General features: G+C 68.9%; 16 protein-coding genes. 10 read left to right on the top strand and 6 right to left on the bottom strand.

The genetic code is table 11. The features are described 5' to 3' along the window. Positions 1–14: 14 nt before the first annotated feature. From rpsO to E0497_RS11035, 7 genes are all read left to right on the top strand, one after another. Positions 15–284 (top strand): 30S ribosomal protein S15, encoded by a 270-nt coding sequence (gene rpsO, locus E0497_RS11065; RefSeq protein ID WP_031939812.1) that lies wholly within the window; start codon positions 15–17, stop codon positions 282–284. A gap of 279 nt (positions 285–563) precedes the next feature. After that, positions 564–2,819 (top strand): polyribonucleotide nucleotidyltransferase, encoded by a 2,256-nt coding sequence (locus E0497_RS11060; RefSeq protein WP_137724846.1) that lies wholly within the window; start codon positions 564–566, stop codon positions 2,817–2,819. A gap of 113 nt (positions 2,820–2,932) precedes the next feature. Continuing rightward, on the top strand, positions 2,933–4,273 hold the full coding sequence (locus E0497_RS11055; RefSeq protein ID WP_137724845.1) for a M16 family metallopeptidase: 1,341 nt from the start codon (positions 2,933–2,935) through the stop codon (positions 4,271–4,273). 56 nt (positions 4,274–4,329) lie between these two features. Then, the gene (locus E0497_RS11050) at positions 4,330–5,205 is read left to right on the top strand and encodes an SAM-dependent methyltransferase (RefSeq protein WP_137724844.1); all 876 of its coding nucleotides are present in this window, start codon (positions 4,330–4,332) and stop codon (positions 5,203–5,205) included. 65 nt (positions 5,206–5,270) lie between these two features. After that, a complete protein-coding gene (gene dapB, locus E0497_RS11045; RefSeq protein WP_137724843.1) occupies positions 5,271–6,029 on the top strand; it encodes a 4-hydroxy-tetrahydrodipicolinate reductase in 759 nt (252 codons plus the stop codon). Further along, positions 6,026–6,493, top strand: a complete 468-nt coding sequence (locus tag E0497_RS11040; RefSeq protein ID WP_137724842.1) for a hypothetical protein — start codon at positions 6,026–6,028, stop codon at positions 6,491–6,493. Before dapB ends, E0497_RS11040 begins: the two co-directional genes overlap by 4 nt. A gap of 13 nt (positions 6,494–6,506) precedes the next feature. Beyond that, on the top strand, positions 6,507–6,962 hold the full coding sequence (locus E0497_RS11035; RefSeq protein ID WP_137724841.1) for a flavodoxin family protein: 456 nt from the start codon (positions 6,507–6,509) through the stop codon (positions 6,960–6,962). Between the two features lie 65 nt (positions 6,963–7,027). On the opposite strand, the gene E0497_RS11030 is transcribed toward E0497_RS11035, so the two are convergent. From E0497_RS11030 to E0497_RS11005, 6 genes are all read right to left on the bottom strand, one after another. Continuing rightward, positions 7,028–7,369 (bottom strand): EthD domain-containing protein, encoded by a 342-nt coding sequence (locus E0497_RS11030; RefSeq protein WP_137724840.1) that lies wholly within the window; start codon positions 7,367–7,369, stop codon positions 7,028–7,030. 24 nt (positions 7,370–7,393) lie between these two features. Beyond that, a complete protein-coding gene (locus tag E0497_RS11025) occupies positions 7,394–8,914 on the bottom strand; it encodes an MFS transporter (protein ID WP_137724839.1) in 1,521 nt (506 codons plus the stop codon). Between the two features lie 131 nt (positions 8,915–9,045). Next, positions 9,046–9,699, bottom strand: a complete 654-nt coding sequence (locus E0497_RS11020) for a DUF3105 domain-containing protein (RefSeq protein WP_137724838.1) — start codon at positions 9,697–9,699, stop codon at positions 9,046–9,048. 8 nt (positions 9,700–9,707) lie between these two features. Further along, positions 9,708–10,142, bottom strand: coding sequence for an SRPBCC family protein (locus E0497_RS11015; RefSeq protein WP_137724837.1), 435 nt, complete (start codon positions 10,140–10,142; stop codon positions 9,708–9,710). Between the two features lie 76 nt (positions 10,143–10,218). Next, positions 10,219–10,707 carry a toxin-antitoxin system HicB family antitoxin gene (locus tag E0497_RS11010; protein WP_137724836.1) on the bottom strand — a complete coding sequence of 163 codons (489 nt, stop codon included), beginning with the start codon at positions 10,705–10,707 and terminating at the stop codon, positions 10,219–10,221. Between the two features lie 59 nt (positions 10,708–10,766). Beyond that, complete coding sequence (locus tag E0497_RS11005; RefSeq protein ID WP_137724835.1) at positions 10,767–11,525, bottom strand: methyltransferase domain-containing protein; 759 nt, start codon at positions 11,523–11,525, stop codon at positions 10,767–10,769. An 87-nt stretch (positions 11,526–11,612) separates the two neighbouring features. On the opposite strand from E0497_RS11005, the gene thyX reads away from it, so the two are divergent. The 3 genes from thyX to E0497_RS10990 all read left to right on the top strand — a co-directional run bounded on the left by thyX (position 11,613) and on the right by E0497_RS10990 (position 15,305). After that, entirely contained in the window at positions 11,613–12,365 is a 753-nt protein-coding gene (gene thyX, locus E0497_RS11000; protein ID WP_137724834.1) for an FAD-dependent thymidylate synthase, read from the top strand. 67 nt (positions 12,366–12,432) lie between these two features. After that, complete coding sequence (dapA, locus tag E0497_RS10995; RefSeq protein WP_137724833.1) at positions 12,433–13,341, top strand: 4-hydroxy-tetrahydrodipicolinate synthase; 909 nt, start codon at positions 12,433–12,435, stop codon at positions 13,339–13,341. Beyond that, positions 13,338–15,305: a ribonuclease J gene (locus E0497_RS10990; protein WP_137724832.1), complete on the top strand. Its 1,968-nt coding sequence runs from the start codon at positions 13,338–13,340 to the stop codon at positions 15,303–15,305. The genes dapA and E0497_RS10990 overlap by 4 nt, the downstream gene beginning before the upstream one ends. Positions 15,306–15,324 lie beyond the last annotated feature (19 nt).

Raw genomic sequence — 15,324 nt, 5'->3', positions numbered from 1 at the left:
ACAGGAGTGCACCAGTGGCATTGACCACCGAGCAGAAGAAGCAGATCCTCGGCGAGTACGGACTGCACGAGACCGACACCGGTTCGCCGGAGGCGCAGGTGGCCATGCTCACCAAGCGCATCGTCGATCTCACCGAGCACCTGAAGATGCACAAGCACGACCACCACTCCCGCCGCGGCCTGCTGCTGCTGGTCGGACGTCGTCGTCGTCTGCTCAAGTACGTCCAGAAGGTCGACATCGCCCGTTACCGCTCGCTCATCGAGCGTCTCGGCCTGCGCCGATAAGACGGGTATCCGGCGAGTTCCTCGCCGACCTCACCGATAGCCAGCGAGGCTTGCTGAGTTACTGCTTAGACTGAGCCTCGTTGGCTATCTGTGTATGCACCACCCCGCCGACCGCCCTGCAGTAGTGGCGTCGGTCTTCGGTAGTGGCCCTCCGGATGCAATCCGGCAGGCTTCGATCGACGGCCGCCTCCGCCCTGTGAAGGGAGCGCAGCCGTGACCAGGAGGGTCACGGTGCCGATGCGGATACGGCAAAAGACGAGAGGGAAGAGAAGAAAAGTAATGACAGACAACTCCGCAATCGAGGTCGAAGAGGGCGTGTTCGAAGCCACCGCCGTCATCGACAACGGGTCCTACGGCACCCGCACCATCCGTTTCGAGACCGGCCGCCTCGCGCAGCAGGCCGCCGGCGCCGTCGTCGCCTACCTCGACGACGAGACCATGCTGCTGTCGGCCACCTCGGCCAGCAAGCAGCCCAAGGAACACTTCGACTTCTTCCCGCTGACGGTGGACGTCGAGGAGCGCATGTACGCCGCGGGCCGCATCCCCGGCTCGTTCTTCCGTCGCGAGGGCCGCCCCTCCACCGACGCGATCCTCACCTGCCGTCTCATCGACCGGCCGCTGCGCCCGTCGTTCGTCGACGGCCTGCGCAACGAGATCCAGGTCGTCGTCACGGTCCTGAGCCTCGACCCCAAGGACCTGTACGACGTCGTCGCGATCAACGCCGCGTCCGCATCCACCCAGATCGCGGGCCTGCCGTTCTCCGGCCCGGTCGGTGGCGTGCGTGTCGCCCTCATCACGTCGGACGAGAACAAGGCCGGCCAGTGGGTCGCGTTCCCGACCGTCGAGCAGCTCGAGAATGCCGTCTTCGACATGGTCGTCGCCGGTCGTGTCGTCGAGTCCGGTGACGTCGCGATCATGATGGTCGAGGCCGAGGCCACCGAGAACGTCATCAGCCTGATCGACGGTGGCGCGCAGGCGCCGACCGAGGCGATCGTGGCCGAGGGCCTCGAGGCTGCCAAGCCGTTCATCGCGAGCCTGTGCGCCGCGCAGCAGGCCCTCGCCACCAAGGCTGCCAAGCCGACCGGCGAGTACCCGCTGTTCCCGGCATACCAGACCGACGTGTACGCCGCCGTGGAGGCCGCTGCCACCGAGAAGCTCACGGCCGCACTGTCCATCGCCGGCAAGCAGGAGCGCGACGACAAGACCGACGAGGTCAAGGTCGCCGTTCTCGAGCAGGTCGCCCCGACCTTCGAGGGTCGCGAGAAGGAGATCGGCGCCGCATTCCGGTCGCTGACGAAGAAGCTGGTGCGCCAGCGCATCCTGCGCGACCAGTTCCGTATCGACGGCCGCGGCATCACCGACATCCGGTCGCTGTCCGCCGAGGTCGCCCTGGTTCCGCGGGCGCACGGTAGCGCCCTGTTCGAGCGTGGCGAGACCCAGATCATGGGCGTCACCACCCTCGACATGGTCAAGATGGCGCAGCAGATCGACTCGCTGGGCCCCGAGACCAGCAAGCGCTACATGCACCACTACAACTTCCCGCCGTACTCGACCGGTGAGACGGGTCGTGTCGGTTCGCCGAAGCGTCGCGAGATCGGTCACGGCGCCCTCGCCGAGCGGGCCCTGGTGCCGGTGCTGCCGAGCCAGGAAGAGTTCCCGTACGCCATCCGTCAGGTCTCGGAGGCGCTGAGCTCCAACGGTTCCACCTCGATGGGCTCGGTGTGCGCCTCGACGCTGTCGCTGCTCAACGCCGGTGTGCCGCTGAAGGCTCCGGTCGCCGGTATCGCGATGGGCCTCGTCTCCGACGAGGTCGACGGCGAGACCCGCTACGTCGCGCTCACCGACATCCTCGGTGCCGAGGACGCGTTCGGTGACATGGACTTCAAGGTTGCCGGTACCAAGAACTTCGTGACGGCCCTGCAGTTGGACACCAAGCTCGACGGCATCCCGTCGCAGGTTCTGGCCGGCGCGCTGAGCCAGGCGCACGAGGCCCGCAGCACCATCCTCGAGGTCATGGCCGAGGCCATCGACACCCCGGACGAGATGAGCCCGTACGCGCCGCGCATCACGACCATCAAGGTGCCGGTCGACAAGATCGGTGAGGTCATCGGTCCCAAGGGCAAGATGATCAACTCGATCACCGAGGAAACCGGCGCCAACATCTCCATCGAGGATGACGGCACGGTGTACGTCGGTGCCGCGGACGGCCCGTCCGCGCAGGCCGCGATCGACAAGATCAACGCCATCGCCAACCCGCAGCTGCCCAAGGTGGGCGAGCGTTTCCTGGGCACGGTCGTCAAGACCACCGCCTTCGGTGCGTTCGTCTCGCTGCTCCCGGGCCGTGACGGACTGGTGCACATCAGCAAGCTGGGCAACGGCAAGCGGATCGCGAAGGTCGAGGACGTCGTCAACGTCGGCTCCAAGATCCGCGTCGAGATCGCGGACATCGACAACCGCGGCAAGATCTCCCTGATCCCCGTGGAAGATTCTGCCGAGAACGACGCCGCCGCCGCCTCGGAGCCGGCCGCCGAGTAGCACTCGCACAGCAGTACCGCTCCGGCCCCGCACGGTTCGTCCGTGCGGGGCCGGACGTGTGCTGCCGGTGTATCGTGGATCGACGCTCAACGCAAGGAAAAACGAACCGCCACATGGCTTCTTCCCTTCGCGGACGACCCGGCCGGGCCGCCGCACTCGACAATCGTCCCCAGACCGGTGTCCAGCGCACCACCCTTCCCGGTGGCCTGCGCGTGGTCACCGAACACGTGCCCGGCGTCCGGTCGGCGTCGGTCGGCATCTGGGTGGGTGTCGGCTCCCGCGACGAGCAGCCCACCGTCGCCGGTGCCGCGCACTTCCTCGAACATCTGCTGTTCAAGTCCACGCCGACCCGGACCGCGCTCGACATCGCGCAGGTGATGGACGGGGTCGGCGGTGAACTCAACGCGTTCACGTCCAAGGAGCACACGTGCTTCTACGCGCACGTCCTCGACGAGGACCTGCCGCTCGCAGTCGATCTGGTGTCCGACGTGGTGCTGCGCGGCCGCTGCCGCTCGGCGGACGTCGACGTCGAACGGCAGGTGGTGCTCGAGGAGATCTCGATGCGCGACGACGACCCCGAGGACCTGCTCGGTGACGCGTTCCTGACCGCGCTGTTCGGGGATCATCCGGTGGGCCGGCCGGTGATCGGCAGCATCGACTCGATCGAGGCGATGAGCCGCACCCAGCTGCACTCGTTCCACGTCCGCCGCTACACCCCGGACCGGATGGTCGTCGCGGTGGCCGGCAACGTCGAGCACGAGCACACCGTGGAGCTCGTGCGCCGCGCGTTCGACGGTCACCTGCACCGCGATCTCGAGCCGGCGCCGCGGCGGGAGGGGGCGATCCGGTTGCGGACCGCGCCGACGCTGAGCCTGACCAAGCGGGACGGCGAACAGGTCCACCTGGCACTCGGCGTGCGGGCGTTCGGCCGGCACGAGGGGCACCGGTGGCCGCTGTCCGTCCTCAACGCCGCTGTCGGCGGCGGGCTGAGTTCGCGTCTGTTCCAAGAGATCCGGGAGGAACGCGGACTCGCGTACTCCGTCTACTCGGGCGTCGACACGTTCGCCGACACGGGCGCGTTCTCGGTGTACGCCGGCTGCCAGCCGGAGAACCTCGGCGAGGTCGCGACCCTGATCCGTGAGGTCCTCGCGAACGTCGCGTCCGACGGCATCACCGACGCCGAATGTGCCCGCGCGAAGGGGGCGCTGCGCGGTTCGCTCGTCCTCGGACTCGAGGATTCCGGGTCCCGGATGACCCGGATCGGCCGCAGCGAACTGAACTACGGCAACCACCAGTCGGTCACCGAGACCCTCGCCCGGATCGACGAGGTCACCACCGAACAGGTCCGGGAGGTTGCCCGGCTCCTCCTGCAACGCCCGTTCGCGGCCGCTGTCGTCGGCCCGTACCGGCGGAAACGGGATCTGCCGGCATCGGTGCGGGGCATTGTGAGATAGCTGCGAGGTAGTACCGTCGGGGGAGCGTCTGCAATCGCAACCGAGTGAGGTGCGGCATGAACGAACTCGCGGAATGGGACATCGTGACCGGTGTCGGGATCACGGCGCTGGGGGTCGCTGCGGGTCGCGCGATGGAAACCGGTCGGGACGGCGCCCTGGTGTCCGACCCGTACGCGGAGGCGTTCGTGGAGGCGGCCGCCCCGCCGGTACCGTTCCCGACCCGGCTCGACGCGGTCGGTGACGACCCGGAGATCCCGTGGCGGTCGATGGCGGACTACATGGGGGTGCGGTCGAGGTTCTTCGACGACTGGTTCGCGTCCGCGTCCTGCGCCGGTATCGGGCAGGCGGTGCTGCTGGCGGCGGGGCTGGACGTGCGGGCCTACCGGCTGGGCTGGCCGGACGGCACCGTCGTCTACGAGCTCGACGCCCCGAAAGTGCTGGCGTTCAAGGACGGTGTGCTCACCGAGCGGGGTGCGCGGCCCCGTGCCGACCGTCGGACCGTCGCCGTCGACCTGCGGGAGGACTGGGCGACGGCGTTGCGCGGCAACGGTTTCGACACCGGCAGACCGTCCGCGTGGCTGGCGGAGGGGTTGATGCCGTTCCTGCCGAACACCGCCAAGGACCGGATGCTGGGGATCGTTACGGAGTTGTCCGCGCCCGGCAGCATGATCGCGATCGAACACGTCGACGACGTGCGGGCCATGCTGTCCGAGGACCACTTCCGGGAAACCAACGAGCGCTTCGGGATCGACATGGCGGCCCTGTGGCCGGACGAGGACGACTTCGCGCCCGCCGACTGGCTCACCGGCCACGGATGGTCCGTCGAGACGGTGCGTTCGTCGGAGGTGGCCGAGCGACTCGGCCGGGTCCTCGACAATCCCGGCCACGACCCGATGCGGTCGAGTGTGTTCGTCACCGCCACCCGGGTGTGATCGCGGCGCACCGTAGGCTTACGCGAGCACAGTCAGGGACGAAGAATTTTGGGCGGAGCGTGTACGTGACTTCAGCAGCACCCATCAGGGTCGGTGTTCTCGGTGCCAAGGGCAAGGTCGGCCAGGCCATGTGCGAGGCGGTCGAGCAGGCCGCCGACCTGGAGTTGGTGGCCGGCGTCGACCAGGGCGACCGGATCGAGCATTTCGTCGACCGGCGCACGCAGGTCGTCATCGACTTCACCCACCCCGACGTGGTGATGGGCAACCTCGAGTTCCTGATCGCCCACGGCATCCACGCCGTCGTCGGCACCACCGGATTCGACGACGCCCGCCTCGCGCAGGTGCAGTCGTGGCTCGACGACGCCCCCGGGGTCGGTGTGCTCATCGCCCCGAACTTCGCGATCGGCGCGGTGCTGTCGATGCGGTTCGCGGCCGCCGCCGCCCGCTTCTTCGACTCCGTCGAGGTCATCGAACTGCACCACCCGAACAAGGCCGACGCCCCGTCCGGCACCGCCTACCGCACCGCGGCCCTCATCGCCGAGGCCCGGGAGAAGGCCGGCCGCGGTCCGAGTCCTGACGCCACCACCACCGAACTCGAGGGTGCCCGCGGCGCCGACGTCAGCGGGGTGCGCGTGCACTCGGTGCGCCTGGCCGGACTCGTCGCCCACCAGGAGGTGCTGCTCGGTACGCAGGGCGAAACCCTCACCATCCGGCACGATTCCATCGACCGGAACTCGTTCGCGCCGGGCGTCCTGCTGGGTGTGCGTCAGATCGGGCAGCGTCCCGGCCTCACCGTCGGCATCGACCCCCTGCTGGACCTGTGAACAACAAGTCCACGCGGGTCGTCGTCGCGATCGCGGCGATCGTCGTCGCGCTCGCGTTCTATTTCGTGCTCCTCGGTCAGCGCGGCATCGCGCTGATCCAGGACGGCCGGGCCGTGCCCGTCGGCCTCGGTATCGCGGTCCTCGTGCTGCCGCTGCTGGGGGTGTGGATGGTGGTCGCCACCATCCGGTCCGGGCTGTCGCATCAGCATCTCGCCCGCCGCATCCAGGACGAGGGACTCGAACTCGACGTCGACGATCTGCCGCGCCGCCCGTCCGGCCGCATCGAACGCGACGCCGCCGACGCACTGTTCGCGCAGGTCAAGCAGGAATGGGACGCCGACCCCGACAACTGGCGCAGCTCCTACCGGCTCGCCCGCGCCTACGACTACGCCGGCGACCGCAGCCGCGCCCGCGACACCATGCGCCGCGCCGTCGCCCTCGAGAAGCACGAGCGGGAGCACTGACGGGGGAGTTGCCGTGCCGCGCCTACTGATCGTCCACCACACACCGTCGCCGCACTGCCAGGCCATGTTCGAGGCCGTCGTCAGCGGTGCCACCGACCCCGAGATCGAGGGCGTCGACGTCGTGCGTCGGGCGGCGCTCTCGGTGTCGGCGAGCGACTTCCTCGAGGCCGACGGCTACCTGCTCGGCTCGCCGGTCAACCTCGGTTACATCTCGGGCGCCCTCAAACACGCCTTCGACGGCAGCTACTACCAGATCCTCGACTCGACGCGGGGCCGCCCGTTCGGCCTCTATCTCCACGGGAACGAGGGCACCGAAGGCGCCGAGAACGCGGTGGATCGGATCACCGCCGGACTCGGGTGGGAGAAGGTCGCCGAGTACGTCGTCGCGTCGAACAAACCCGACAAGACGGTGCTGGAGGCGTGCTGGGAACTGGGCGCGACCGTCGCCGCGCAGTTGATGGCGGGTTGAACGCCGGACGACCGTGACGCCCGAACGGGGGCGCCACGGTCGCCGGGGATCGCTGAGGACCCGGGTCAGCTCTGACGCGTGTCGACGAGGTACATGCGGGTCCGTGCACGGTCGAGGAAGTTCTCCTCGTCGGCCTCGATGACGGCCTTCACCTCGGGCCGGGCGTGGGTGGCCGGCATGTCGTCGTAGGCAGCGCGATCGTCGAACACGAACTCGCTGATCACGTCGAAGCCGGGAGCGTCGGCCGCACCGATCCGGGAGCCGTGGTCGAGATAGTTGCGGCGGTACCCCCGGATCTGCGGCAGCAGACTGCGGATCAGCTTCGCATGATTGTTCTCGTAGTAGTCGACGAACTGCTCGTGCGACAGATCCGGTCGACGGGCGAGCAACGCAACGGCTGTGATCATGGTGTCCTCCTCGGGGACCGGCACTCAGCCCGCCGCCGGTACGGAACGTGCGGGAACCGTCGCGGCCGCGGACGGTGCGATGTCGACGTCGAGTTGCTCGATGCGCCGCGGCAGCGCCAGCGCCGCCACCACGCCCAGCACGGCGGTGACGGCCGTGATGACGAAGGCGGCGACGAAGCCGCCGTCGGTGTAGGCCGCCGCGCCCCCGGTCGTGTCGGGGGACAGTGCTGCGACGAACGAATTGTTCATCACGGCGAACGCGATCACCGGCATGACGCCGGAGATCAGGCTCTGGACGACACCCGCGATACTCGCCGTCGACGCCTGCAGTTCGGGCGGGGAGGCGACGATGAGGATGTTGGGGATCGCCGCGTAGCCGAGGCCGATCCCGAGCCCGACGATCCCGGCGAACAGGAGAATCCAGGGCTTGCTGTCGTGCTCGAGCGCCGTCAGCGCGGCACCGGTGCCCGCGACGACCATGCTGGCGGCGAGCAGGGTGCGAGTGGGGACTCCGCGACCGCACAGTATTCCGACAGCGATACCGCCCACCATCGTCATCACGCCGATCGGCACCTGGAACACGGCGTATCCCTCCGCGCTGAGACCGAAGCCGTAGCCGAGACCGAGATCGGCGGACGTCATGGCCATCAGGGGCAGCATGATCGAGTACAGGGCGCCGACACCGTAGACACTGCCCGCGGCCGTCACGGTGAGGAAGATCGGACGGCGGCGCAGGACGTCGAGCCGGATGAGGGGATCGGATATCCGCTTCGCGGTCGCATACCAGGCGGCGACGAGGGCGATACCGCCGACGAGGTAGAGCAGTGTCGCGGGTTCGGCCCACCCCCACGTGGGTCCGAAGCTGATGGCGACGAGCACACCGGCGATACCGGAGCCCAGCAGGGCCGCGCCCAGGAAGTCCACCCGCGATCGCAGGCGCACCGTGGTCTCGGGAGTACTGGCGACGAGCATGAACGCGAGGACGACCAGGATCGCGCTGGAGAACCAGAAGATGCTGCGCCACCCGAACCCGTCGATGAGCCAACCGGCGAGGAACGGTGCGGCGACCGTGATCAGGCCCATGCCGGCGGTGGCGATGCTGACCGCGAGCGGGACGGTCTTCGGGGGGAAGACGTCACGGATGAGCGAATAGCTCAGGAACAGGCACGGGACGAGCAGGCCCGCCAGCGCGCGACCCGCGATCATGACGGCGTAACTGGTGGCGACGGCGGACATCAGCGAGCCGAGGATGGAGATCACGATGCAGACCAGCAGAAGCCGGCGTTTGCCGTACATGTCCGCGAGTTTTCCCACGAGTGGTGCCGCGACCGCGCCCAGCAGGAGGAACGCGGTGAGCAGCCATGCGCCCTGCGCGGTGTCGAAGTCGGCGGTGATGGCGGGCAACGCCATCGAGATCATCATGTAACTGACGCTGAGCAGTTCGAGGACGAGGACGATCGACACCAGCGAGAAGATCAGGCGCGGCGACCACCCCCGCTCGTCCGGGGCGACGATCCCATCGGTCGTGCCGTCGAATGCTGCCATCACGGTCTCCCATCGACATCGGCGGCGCCGATATCCCTCGGCGCCGATTTGCAGTGACGGGAATCACGTTGCTCTTCGAATGTGATCTGCGACAGGGCTTTCCCGTTCACAGGGAAAGCGGCTGGTGGCAGCTAGTTCATCGGCACCGTGTTCGGTGATGCCGGGTCCGGCGGATCCGGTTGCAGTGGCGGCGGATTCGACGGATCGAACATGCCGGGGATCGTGGAGCACGTCGCGCCCGGCTCCGGGTAGGTGTCCGGGTTCAGCCGCAGTGCCCCGATGAACTCGTCGATCCGTTCGTCGGCGGTGTCGTCGACCGTGAGCTGATGTCCCCACGACTGCAGCGACACCGGCGCCGGCAGCCCCGGGTACGGCGACAGCAGCATGTAGGGCTGTCCCTCGACCCGGGCGACGAGCCGGTCACGGTCCGTGCCGGACACCCGCGCCGGGTCGTACGCGATCCACACGGCGCCGTGCTCGAGCGAGTGCACCGCGTTCTCGTTGCGGATCGGGACGTCGTACACGGTGCCCGTGCACGTCGCCCACACCGAATCGTGCGGACCACCGAACGGGGGAGTGCGATCGTAGGCGACCCGCTGCTCGGCACCCACATGGTCACCCACCGGGTAGTCGACGACCGTGATGCCCTCGATCGAGACCGACGGATCCGGATTCGACGCGGCCGGTGTGAACCCGTCGGCCGTGGCGGCGCCGTCGACGGCGGTGGAACAACCCGCGGCGGCGGCCGCGACCGCGACCGCCCCCGCGAGCCGGACGAATCTCACGCCCGTCGTCACTTTCCGTCGACGAACTCGGCGAGACCCTTGCTGGCCGTGTCCAGCGCCATGTTCCGGGCCTTCTTCAGCAGGAAGCCGGGCAGCGGGATCTTCGGGTCGACCGTCAACTCGAACGTCACCAGCGTGCCGTCCCCCTTCGGGGCGAGCGTGTAGGCGCCGTCCTGACTGTTCTGCTGGGTGCTCTCGACGAGCGACCACGACATGCTGGCGTCGCCGTCCCACGCGTAGTCGACGACCTGCTCGTCGTTGATGCCGAGGATCGACACCGTCATCCGCACCCGCAGCGGACGACCGTCCGGATGCGTGCTCTCGACGACGACCTTCTTGTGCGCCGACGACCACTCGGGAAGGCGTTCGACGGCCACGAGTGCCGCCATCACCTCCGCCGGTGCAACCCCGACCTCGAACTCCTTTGCGCCGGAAACGGCCATTCCCCACTCCTCGAGACCTGTGAACGATGAGACGCCATTAGACCATTCCGGCAGTGTCCGGCAGGGGAGGTGACCGTCAGTTCTCGTCGGGCCTCTCCCGGGGCCTCTCGCAGGGACGGTCGTCGGGGCGGGCACGGCGGAGGTTGTCGCGCAGCGCCTCCTGAACCGCTTGCGACACCCACGAATTGAGCGACACACCGTCCTGCAGGGCGGCCTCCTCCGCGCGGGACTTGATCTGGTCGACCAGCCGCAGCGTCACCCGGCTGATGTCGCCGGTGACATCCTCGAGGGTGCGGTACGGCTCGCGGGTGCCGGTGTCGGGGCGCCGGCGGGCCGCCTCGACGGTGACGGCGGTGCCGTCGAGGCGCACGTGCAGGGTGCGGTCGCCGAGCTCGTCGGACGCCTCGCGGGCGAACTCCGACAGCGCCGAGACCAGCATGAGCTGCGCCGACCGTTCCACTGCGCTCGCGAGGGCCTGCGCGATCCGCTTCGTCTCGTCGTCGCCGAGGGTGGCCGCGGCGGTGACGTCGTCACGCAGCCGGGACGTGTATTCGATGAGATCCATGACGTCAGTGTGCCGTCTTGTCGGCGTCACTTCAACGGATGTGATGTCACGAAGTGGCGTCATTCGGGTTTGTGTGCCTCGATGAGGAACCGCGACGAATGCGCGACGAACGACCCGTCCGCGCGGATGCGTGCATCGAGGTCCCGTAGCTGTGCGCGGCGGTCGTCGACCGTGAATCCCGGCACGATCCAGATCACCTTCCGCAGGAAATAGACGATCGCGCCGACGTCGAAGAACTCCATCTCGAGCCGCTCGCATCGCACGTCCGCCACCTCGAGGCCGGCCGCCCGCGCCGCGGCGACGTCGTCGTCCGGACGCCGGAGCCGCCGCGCCTCCGGTTGCGGGCCGAGGAAGAACTCGGTCAACTCGAACACGCTTGCCGGACCCACGTGCTGCGCCAGATACGTGCCACCCGGGGTGAGGAGCCGGGCGATCTCGTCCCACCACACCGTCGTGGGATGACGGCTGACGACGAGATCGAACGCGCCGTCCGCGAACGGCAGCGGCGGCGCATCCGGTGTGGCCACGACGACCGCCCCCAACGGATGCAGCAGCGCGGTGGCCTTCGCGAGGTTGGGCGGCCACGACTCGGTCGCGGCCGTCGTCGGCGGCAGGGCGCCGGCCCCGGCGAGCACCTCGCCGCCGCCGGTGTCGATGTCCAGGGCGGCCGTCGCCCGCGCCAGCCGCTGCCCGAGCAGGCGCTGGTATCCCCACGACGGACGCTGCTCGGTGGCGCGGCCGTCGAGCCACGAGAAGTCCCAGCCGTCCACCGGTGCGGCCGCCGCCTCGGCGACCAGATCCTCGAACGTGCGATCCATGTCCCCAGTGTGGGCCACCCGCCGATGTCGGTGCGGCGGGCTATCGTGCGGGCATCGGCGCGACGCCGGATTCGGAGAGGACGTGCGATGCAGAACGCGGTACCCCTGACGGTGCAACTCGTCGCCAAGACGGAGTTCGTGCCCCTCGCCGACATCCCGTGGGACACCGACGCCGACGGCGGTGAGGCGCTCGCCGAGTTCGCCGGACGCGCCTGCTACCAGAGCTGGACCAAACCGAATCCGCGGACGGCCACCAACGCCGGCTACCTGCGACACCTCCTCGAGGTGGGGCATCTGTCGGTGTTCGAGCACGGCAGCGTCAGCTTCTACATCACCGGTATCTCACGGTCCTGTACCCACGAACTGATCCGGCACCGGCACTTCTCCTACTCGCAGCTGTCGCAGCGGTTCGTCCGGGAGAACGACGCGAACGTCGTCATCCCGCCCGCGATCGCCGGTGACGCCCGGCTCGAGGCGCTGTTCGCGAAGGCCACCGACGCCAGCCTCGCCGCATACGCCGAACTGCTCACCGCGCTCGAGGACGAACTCGCCGACGTGCCCAGCGGGCCGATCCGCAACAAACAGGCGCGGCAGGCCGCCCGGTCGGTGCTGCCCAACGCCACCGAAACCCGTGTCGTCGTCACCGGGAACTACCGCGCGTGGCGGCATTTCGTCGACATGCGCGCCACCGAACACGCCGACGTCGAGATCCGCCGGGTGGCCGTCGAGTGCCTCCGCCGGCTGCAGGAGACAGCGCCGAATGTGTTCGGAGACTTCGAGATTTCGATGCTGCCGGACGGTTCCGAGGTGGCCCGCAGCATGTTCGACACGGTCGGATGAGCAGGTCGACACGGACGGGGTGCCGTCGTGTGCAGATCCGCAACCGTGACCGGGTAGCCTTCTGACCATGACCTACGGTGATTCAGCTGCATCCGTCGAGCATCCGTTCGGCACCGTCCTCACGGCAATGGTGACCCCGTTCACCAAGGACGGAAAGCTGGACGTCGACGCCGGTGTGCGGCTGGCCACCCATCTCGTCGACAACGGTTGCGACGGGCTGGTGCTGGCCGGCACCACCGGTGAATCGCCCACCACCACCGAGAACGAGAAGCTCGAACTGCTGCGTGCCGTCGTCGACGCCGTCGGGGACCGGGCCCGGATCGTCGCCGGTGCCGGCAGCAACGACACCGCGCACAGCGTCGAACTCGCACGCGATGCCGCCCGCGCCGGCGCGCACGGCCTGCTCGTGGTCACCCCGTACTACTCGCGTCCGCCGCAGTCCGGCCTGTACGCGCACTTCACCGCCGTCGCCGACGCCACCGACCTGCCGGTGATGCTCTACGACATTCCACCCCGCTCCGTGGTCCCGATCGAAACGGAGACCATCCGCCGGCTCGCCGAGCATCCGCGGATCCTCGCGGTCAAGGACGCCAAGGGCGACCTCAACGCCGGTGCCGAACTGATCGGCACCACCGATCTCGCCTTCTACTCCGGTGACGACCCACTGAACCTGCCGTGGCTGTCCGTCGGCGCGGTCGGCTTCGTCAGCGTCATCGGCCACATCGTCCCGCAGCGTCTGCGTGCCCTGCACACCGCGTTCATGGAAGGCGACCTCGCGAAGGCCCGCGAGATCAACCTCAGCCTGGTCCCGGTCAACCGGTCCGTCGCCCGACTCGGCGGGGTCAGCGCCTCCAAGGCGGCACTGCGCCTGCAGGGCATCGACGTCGGCGACCCGCGGCTACCGCAGATCGCTCCCACCACCGAGCAGCTCGACATCCTGGCTGCCGAACTCCACACCGCGGGGGTTCTCGCATGACTCGTCCCACACGTCGCCGCAGCGCCTCCCGTCAGGCCGGCCCGCCGATGACCGACACCGAACTGTCCCAGCGGACCCCGGCACCGGCCGAGGCCCCCGCCCCGAAGCAGACGGCATCCAAGGCTGCCGCGCCGAAGGCTTCCGCACCGAAGACTGCTGCGCCGAAGGCCTCCGCACCGAAGGAGTCCGCACCCAAGGACGCGGCCGCCAAGTCCGGTGGCCGCAGCAAGTCCCGCCGCAGCGGACGCTCCAAGGCGCCGGCCGCCCCGGTCGTCACCGACCCCACCGAACGACTCGGCCTGCCGCCGAAGGCACCGAAGAACGGGCTGCGCGTCGTCGCGCTCGGCGGCATCGGCGAGATCGGCCGCAACATGACCGTCTTCGAGCATCAGGGCAAGCTGCTGATCGTCGACTGCGGTGTCCTGTTCCCCGAGGACCAGCAGCCCGGCGTCGACCTGATCCTCCCGGACTTCCGGTACATCGAGGACCGGATGGACGACGTCGCGGCGATCGTCCTCACCCACGGCCACGAGGACCACATCGGTGCCGTGCCGTTCCTGCTGCGCCTGCGCCCCGACATCCCCGTCGTCGGTGCCAAGTTCACGCTCGCGCTCGTCGCCGCCAAGTGCCGTGAGCACCGGCAGCGTCCCAACCTCGTCGAGGTGATCGAGGGCGACAAGACCAGCCACGGCCCGTTCGACTGCGAATACTTCGCCGTCAACCACTCGATCCCCGACGCGATCGCCGTCGCGATCCGCACCTCGGCCGGTCTGGTGCTGCACACCGGCGACATCAAGCTCGACCAGCTGCCGCTCGACGGCCGCCTCACCGACCTCGCCGGCTTCTCCCGGCTCGGCGACGAGGGCGTCGACCTGTTCCTCGTCGACTCCACCAACGCCGAGGTGCCCGGCTTCGTCACCCCGGAACGCGAGATCGGCGGTGTCCTCGACAACGTCATCGGCAAGGCCACCCAGCGGGTGATCGTCGCGTCGTTCGCCAGCCACGTGCACCGCATCCAGCAGGTCGTCGACGTCGCGGTGCGCTACAACCGCCGGATCGCGTTCGTCGGCCGGTCGATGGTCCGCAACATGCAGATCGCGCAGGACCTCGGCTACCTGACGGTGCCGGACGGTGTCGTCGTCGACCTCGACACGGCCGCCAACCTGCCCGACGACCGGCTGGTGCTGATTTCCACCGGTTCGCAGGGCGAGCCGCTGTCGGCGCTGTCCCGGATGGCGCGCGGCGAACACCGTCAGATCAACGTCCAGGCCAACGACCTCGTCGTGCTGGCGTCGTCGCTGATCCCCGGCAACGAGAACTCGGTGTTCGCGGTCGTCAACGGTCTCGCCAAGCGCGGCGCCACCGTCGTCACCCAGCAGAGCGCCAAGGTGCACGTCTCCGGGCACGCGTCTGCCGGTGAGCTGCTGTACCTGTACAACGCCGTCCGGCCCACCAACGCCATGCCCGTGCACGGCGAATGGCGGCACCTGCGGGCCAACGCGGCCCTCGCGAAGGCCACCGGCGTGCCGGAGGAGCGGATCGTGCTCGCCGAGGACGGCGTCGTCGTCGACATGGTCGACGGGCTCGCCGAGATCGTCGGCCGCGTCCCGGTCGGCATGGTCTACGTCGACGGCAACAGTGTGGGAGACGTCGGCGACTCCACGTTGTCGGATCGACTGATCCTCGGGGAGGGCGGCTTCATCTCGATCTCCGTCGCCGTCGACACCGAGACCGGTCGGGCCGTCAGCGAACCCGAGGTGTCCGGCCGTGGTTTCTCCGACGACCCGCAGGCCCTGTCCGAGGCGGCGCGTCTCGTCGACAAGGTCCTCGGCGATCTCGCGGCGGAGGGCATCAACGACACCCACCGCATCGCGCAGGCTGTGCGACGCGTCGTCGGACGCTGGGTGGCGGACAAGTACCGTCGCCGCCCGATGATCGTGCCGACCGTCATCGGGGTGCCCTGACCCCGGTAGTCGACCCCTA

This window comes from Prescottella subtropica (genome assembly GCF_005434945.1).
GTDB classification, from domain to species: domain Bacteria; phylum Actinomycetota; class Actinomycetes; order Mycobacteriales; family Mycobacteriaceae; genus Prescottella; species Prescottella subtropica.
The sequence above is the reverse complement of the archived record's forward strand: the minus strand, read 5'-3'. Positions and strand labels throughout refer to the sequence as shown.